This window comes from Pseudomonas sp. P129 (assembly GCF_020312195.1).
GTDB classification, from domain to species: Bacteria; Pseudomonadota; Gammaproteobacteria; order Pseudomonadales; family Pseudomonadaceae; genus Aquipseudomonas; species Aquipseudomonas fragariae.
In genome coordinates this window covers 140,356-146,355 of the sequence record NZ_JAGPYS010000013.1, presented here as the reverse complement: position 1 = coordinate 146,355, position 6,000 = coordinate 140,356, and the positions used below count along the sequence as shown (strand labels likewise).

Sequence of the window (6,000 nt, the reverse complement as noted above, 5' to 3'; positions counted from 1 at the left end):
AGCGATGGCAGGACTTTCAGGCGTTCCGGCTAGCCAAGTATCGTCTGCGCTACGCGCAGCCGATACTTGGGCTGGTTTTTACACACTCTGGGCCCGGTGCGGCTAGCCTGGCGTCCTGCCAGGCTACCCCCGGATCAGCGCCAGGACTCAGCCGTCACTAACGTCGCACTCTGCGTCGTCAGTGCCATCGCGCTCGAAAAGCACTTCGTTGGGAGCGGCTGATGGGTAACTCATAGCATTGTTTCGCATCAGAGATTGCTAACGCAGAGCGTCACGAACTGCATGCCGACGCAGAGCGTCGGCACGATAGTCAAAGCGGGGGCGGGCGCAGCAGGCATCAGAACAGCTTGCTGAACACCCAATACAACGAACCTGACAAGAGGATCGCCGCCGGCAGGGTCAGTACCCAGGCAGTGGCCAGATTACGCAGGGTACGCATTTGCAGCCCCGAGCCATTGGCGACCATCGAACCGGCCACGCCGGACGACAGCACATGCGTAGTGGATACCGGCAGCCCATACATGTCCGCCGCGCCGATCGTGAACATCGCCACAACCTCTGCCGACGCGCCCTGGGCGTAAGTCATGTGCGTCTTGCCGATGCGCTCGCCCACCGTCACCACGATACGCTTCCAGCCGACCATCGTGCCCAGACCCAGGGCGATGGCCACGACAATCTTGACCCAGGTCGGAATGAACCGCGTGGCACTGTCGATCTGCCCCTTGAACGCCTCAAGCTTGGTCTTGGTATTTGCGTCGAAATCGCCGACCTTGTTTTTCTCCATCAGGCGGATGGTTTCCGAGGTCAGGTACATGTCGTTACGCACGTTGGTCACGGCTTCGGCAGGCACCTTCGACAGCGAGCCATAACTGGCGACCTGATCGCCGATCTTGCCAGCCATCACCGCCAGCGCAGGGATCAGTTCAGGGCTCGCTTCCTTGCTGACCAGGTAATCCGACAGCGTCTTGCGCGCATCTCCCGGGGCCGGTTGAGGGACGCTGCGGATCAACGCCTGCTGGGTTACTTCAGCCACAGCAGCGAACTGGGTAGCCTGTTCGGCGGGCATGGTGCGGTTCAGCGCGTAAGCCATCGGCAGTGTGCCGACCAGAATCAGCATGATCAGGCCCATGCCTTTCTGCCCATCGTTGGAGCCATGCGCGAACGACACGCCCGTGCAGGTCACGATCAGCATGGCGCGAATCCACAACGGTGGCGGCGCGTTGCCTTCCGGAGCCTTGTACAGCGCGCGGTTCTTGATGAACATGCGCATGGCCAGCAACAGCAACGCCGCACAGCCGAAACCCACCAGGGGCGAGAGCAACAGTGAGTAACCGATCTTGGTGGCCTGCGACCAGTCCACGCCGCTGGTGCCGTCTCGCCCGTGCATCAGGGCGTTGGCGATGCCGACCCCGATGATCGAACCGATCAGCGTGTGTGACGAGGACGCCGGCAGACCCAGCCACCAGGTGCCGAGGTTCCAGATGATCGCCGCGATCAACAGCGCGAAGATCATCGCGAAGCCCGCCGATGAGCCGGTTTGCAGGATCAGTTCCACCGGCAGCAGGGCAATGATGCCGAATGCCACCGCGCCGCTGGAAAACATCACGCCGAGAAAATTGAAGAAGCCTGACCAGACCACTGCAAAGCCGGGCGGCAGGGAGTGGGTGTAGATCACGGTGGCGACCGCGTTGGCCGTGTCATGAAAGCCGTTGACGAACTCGAAGCCCAAGGCGATCAGCAACGCTACGCCCAACAGCACGAACGGGGTCCAGGTGGTGACCACCGTGCCCATGTCGTCAACGTCCTGTTTGAGGCTGTAGCCGGTGAACAGCAAGCCTGCGATGAGTATCGTGAAGAAAAGTATCATGGTCATTCGGCTGGGCTTGCGACCGAATTGACTCGCTGACAGGCTCGCCTTGCCGAGAGCGTCTGGAGACAGTGCGTTTGTAGCCATGTTCGCAATCCTGGATTGAAAGAATATTGACATGGTCATTGCAAAATGTGACAGCGGTGAGACATGTAACAATTGATTGCGCTTTTGCGCCGGTTTTCTGACAACCGGCGGGTGCGGGTGCTGATTCAGTAATCGCCGCGTTTGCGGAATGCCCAGCGCCCGGCGACCAGCGTGAAGGTCGCGACCAGCGCTACCAGAATCCAGAAGCCCTCAGGGTCAGAGGCCAGCGGTACGCCGCCCACGTTCATGCCGAAAAAGCCGGCGACGATGTTGATCGGCAAGGCCAGAACAGTCACCACGGTCAGGGTAAACAGGGTTCTGCTGCTCTGTTCGTTGAGGTTGGCGGCAATTTCTTCCTGCAACAGTTTGATGCGCTCGCCCAGCGCCGTAAGGTCGTTGATCACCAGTGAGGACTCTTCGATGGACTGACGCAACGCCTGGACATCCTGTTCGCGCAGCCATTGCGGAGGTTTGTGCAACAGGCGCATCAACGAACCGGGTTCCAGCGCCAGCAGGCGTTGCAGACGGACCAGCACCCGGCGCATGGCGCCGAGTTCGGAGCGATTGTTGCTCAGTCGCTGCGAAAGCAACTGGTCTTCGATGCGGTCGACGTTGACGCTGGTCTTGCGCAGGAACTGCGTCAGTACTTCGCCCTGATCGCTCAGCAGGTGGGCGAGGAGCTCCAGCGGTGAGTCGAATTGCTCGCCGCGCTTGACCGCCGAGCGCAGCTTGTCCACCGAACGCAGCGGCTGCAGCCGGGCGGTGATCAGCAAACGCTGGCGGGCACAGACCCACAGGGTGGAAATATCCGTCGAGAGCCTGTTGAAGTCGAACACCACATCGTTGACGACCGCCAGCAGCGTGGTATCCACGTGCTCGATCCGCGTCGAACGCGAGCCCTCGTGCAATGCTTCGAAAAACTCTTCCGGAAGGTCCAGCTGCGCTTTCATCCAGCGTTCGCAGGCCGCGTGCGAGAGGTTCAGGTGCAGCCAGATGAAGCCGTTTTCTTCGGGAGGGTTTTGCAGGTAATCCAGCGCGGCGGCCGAACCGATTTCCTGGCCACTTTCACCATGGCGAAAACGGAAGCCGTAGAGCAGACCGAAAAGGTCGGAGTCCTGATGGTGGTGAGCGATACTGTGGTTCATGGCTGTCCACGTGCGGCCTGGCCCGGGCAGGGGAGGCGAAGGCCGCATGATGACAAGGCGTTATTTCATATTTGTGACAGCTTGTTGCCGGGTGTGACATCCGCCAGATCGAGAAACGACTGCATGGGCAGCCGTTCAGTCAATCGACAGCTCGCTACCGCCTCGACAGCGGTCAGACCATCGCCAGTGGCACCTTGCGAGTCGGCGCAGGCCATGCCAGATCGATATCGGCCAGATCGCGCTCGGTCAGGCGAATCTGCTCGGCAGCGATGTTCAGACGGATGTGTTCCGGGTTGGTCGCCTTGGGAATGGCGATCATGTTGTCCTGGCGAAGCACCCACGCCAGGGAAATCTGCGCCGGTGTTGCATCGTGGCGTTTGGCGATTTCGTGCAGGGCAGGGTGGTAGAGCAGATCGCCAGCCTGGCCGATCGGGCAGTAAGCCATCAAGGGCAGATGACGGTCTGCGCTCCACAGCATCAGGTCGAACTCGATGCCGCGCTGCTCCGGGTTGTAGAGCACCTGATTGGTGGCACAACGCGGGTTGTTGAGCTCGATCATGTCCGGCACATCAAAGTTGGACACACCCCAGGCACCGATTTTGCCCGCTTCACGCAGACGCTCGAATGCCTCGACCGTCTCGGTCAGCGGGTACTGGCCTGGCCAGTGCAGCAAGTACAGATCGATGTAGTCGGTGTTCATGCGCCGCAGGCTGGCCTCGCACGCGGTTGGAATACCGGCGCGGCTGGCGTTGTGCGGGTAGACCTTGCTGACCACGAATACCTTGTCCCGCTGTCCGGCAATGGCTTGCCCGACGATTTCCTCGGCAGCGCCATCGGCGTACATCTCGGCGGTGTCGATCAGGGTCAGGCCCTGTTCGATACCGAGGCACAGGCCGGCGATTTCTGCCGAGCGCTGATGCCCTTTTTCACCCATGTGCCAGGTGCCCTGACCCAGCACTGGTACGGTTCTGCCTGCCAGTTCCAGTGTGCGCATGTGACCCCCTGCAATTAAATAAGCAGCTAATGAGCGGTTGAATAAGCAGGTCTCAGGCAACAAGAGGCGCACGAGGTTCCGTGACACCCCAATGACAATGCAGATTTAAACCCGGAACTGCTTCAGCAAGGTGTTCAACTCTTCGCTCAACCCGCGCAGGTGCAGACTGGCCGAAGTCGATTGTTCGGCGGCCAGTGCGGTGCTCTGGGACAGTTGCGCGGCCTGGGTGACGTTCTGGTTGATGTCATCCACCACGTGCGTCTGCTGCAGGGTGGCGCTGGCGATCGATGCATTCAGGCTGTTGAGGTTGCGCAGCGCCTGACTGATGGAGGTCAGGCTCTGGCCGGCCTGATTGGCCTGCTCGATGGTCAACTGCGAAGAGCGGCTGCTGTCACCGATCACCTTGACCGCTGCATCGGAATGCTTTTGCAGGCGTTCGATCATTGACTGGATTTCTGCGGTCGATTTCTGCGTGCGCTGGGCCAGCAGACGCACTTCGTCGGCCACTACGGCAAAGCCGCGGCCCTGTTCGCCGGCACGCGCTGCCTCGATGGCGGCGTTCAGCGCCAGCAGGTTGGTCTGCTCGGCAATCGAACTGATCACTTCCAGTACGCTGCCGATCTGCGTGCTCTCGCTGGCCAGGCTCTGCATCACTTGCACGGCCTGACCGATGGTGCTGGAGAGGTGTTCGATCTGGCGCAGGCTGTTATCGATATTGATTTGACCCTGCTGTGCCTGTGACTCGGCATCGCGCATTTCGCTGGCGGCATGTTCAGCGTTCTTGGCCACGTCCTGCACGCCGTAGGTCACTTCGTTGATCGCAGTGGCAACCAGGTCCATCTGTTGCGATTGTTGCTCGCTGCGGCTCTGCGCCTGTTCAGCGTCGCTGCCCAGATCGGTCGAGGCCTGGCCCAGCGCCACGGCCGAGTGCTGCAACTGTCCGACGACATTGCGCAGCTTGGCGACAAAGGCATTGAAGTGCGTACCCAGCTCGGTTATTTCATCCTTGCCGTGGGTTTCCAGCGTGCGGGTCAGATCGCTCTCGCCACTGGCAATGCTGGCCATCGCACCGACCGCCGCTCTGAGAGGGCGCACAATGCTGCGTACGATCGTGACCAGCAGCAACACCATGATCAGCACGATGCCGGCGATGAACATCCCGGCGTTCCACAGTTGGGTCTTGAACTCCGCCGCTACGTCATCCACGTAAACGCCGGACCCCAGAATCCAGCCCCATGGTTGAAACAGCTGCACGTAGGAGGTCTTTTTCACCGGCTCGCTGGCACCGGGCTTGGGCCAGCGATAATTGACCATCCCGGCACCCTGGGCTTTGACCAGCGTGACCATTTCATTGAACACCGCAAAGCCGTCCGGGTCCTTGATGGTCGATAGATCCTGGCCTTCGAGCTTGGCGTTGGTGGGGTGCATGATCATCACCGGGCGCAGGTCGTTGATCCAGAAGTAGTCGCTCTGGCTGTAACGCAGGCTCTTTATCTCTTTCAAGGCTTGCTGTTGCGCAGCCTCGCGGGTCATGCCGCCGGCGGCTTCAAGCCCTTGATAGAAGGAGAGGATGCCGCTGGCCGTCTGCACCACATGCATGGTTTTCTCGGCCTTGGCCTGATACAGGTCATTATGCAGTTGCCTGAGCAGCGTCGCCGAAAGGACGAAGAGCATCAGTACTGAAACGACAAGAATCAGCCACAGACGGCGGCTGATGGACAAACTGCGCATACTCATGATCGGCATCCCATGCATTATTTTTTTTCTTCTGATGACACTGACCCGCGCTGCGCGCGATTCAGGGCCTTTTAAGCATCTCGGCGCGTCATGATCAAACATGAGCGGTCGGTCACACTTTTTAGCGGCGTACACGGGTATGGCGAAAGGCTTACAGCAACAGACGCGAT

At 60.2% G+C, this 6,000-nt stretch carries 4 protein-coding genes; all 4 read right to left on the bottom strand.

Going from position 1 to position 6,000, the window contains the following annotated elements; all coding sequences use genetic code 11:
• Nucleotides 1-337: 337 nt before the first annotated feature.
• Nucleotides 338-1,954: an inorganic phosphate transporter gene (locus tag KBY02_RS23050; RefSeq protein WP_003415783.1), complete on the bottom strand. Its 1,617-nt coding sequence runs from the start codon at nucleotides 1,952-1,954 to the stop codon at nucleotides 338-340.
• Between the two features lie 125 nt (nucleotides 1,955-2,079).
• Nucleotides 2,080-3,099, bottom strand: a complete 1,020-nt coding sequence (locus KBY02_RS23045) for a transporter (RefSeq protein WP_003404434.1) — start codon at nucleotides 3,097-3,099, stop codon at nucleotides 2,080-2,082.
• Between the two features lie 172 nt (nucleotides 3,100-3,271).
• Nucleotides 3,272-4,093 (bottom strand): aldo/keto reductase, encoded by an 822-nt coding sequence (locus KBY02_RS23040; RefSeq protein ID WP_003315245.1) that lies wholly within the window; start codon nucleotides 4,091-4,093, stop codon nucleotides 3,272-3,274.
• Nucleotides 4,094-4,198: 105 nt separating this feature from the next.
• A complete protein-coding gene (locus tag KBY02_RS23035; protein WP_032655366.1) occupies nucleotides 4,199-5,830 on the bottom strand; it encodes a methyl-accepting chemotaxis protein in 1,632 nt (543 codons plus the stop codon).
• Between the last annotated feature and the right edge of the window lie 170 nt (nucleotides 5,831-6,000).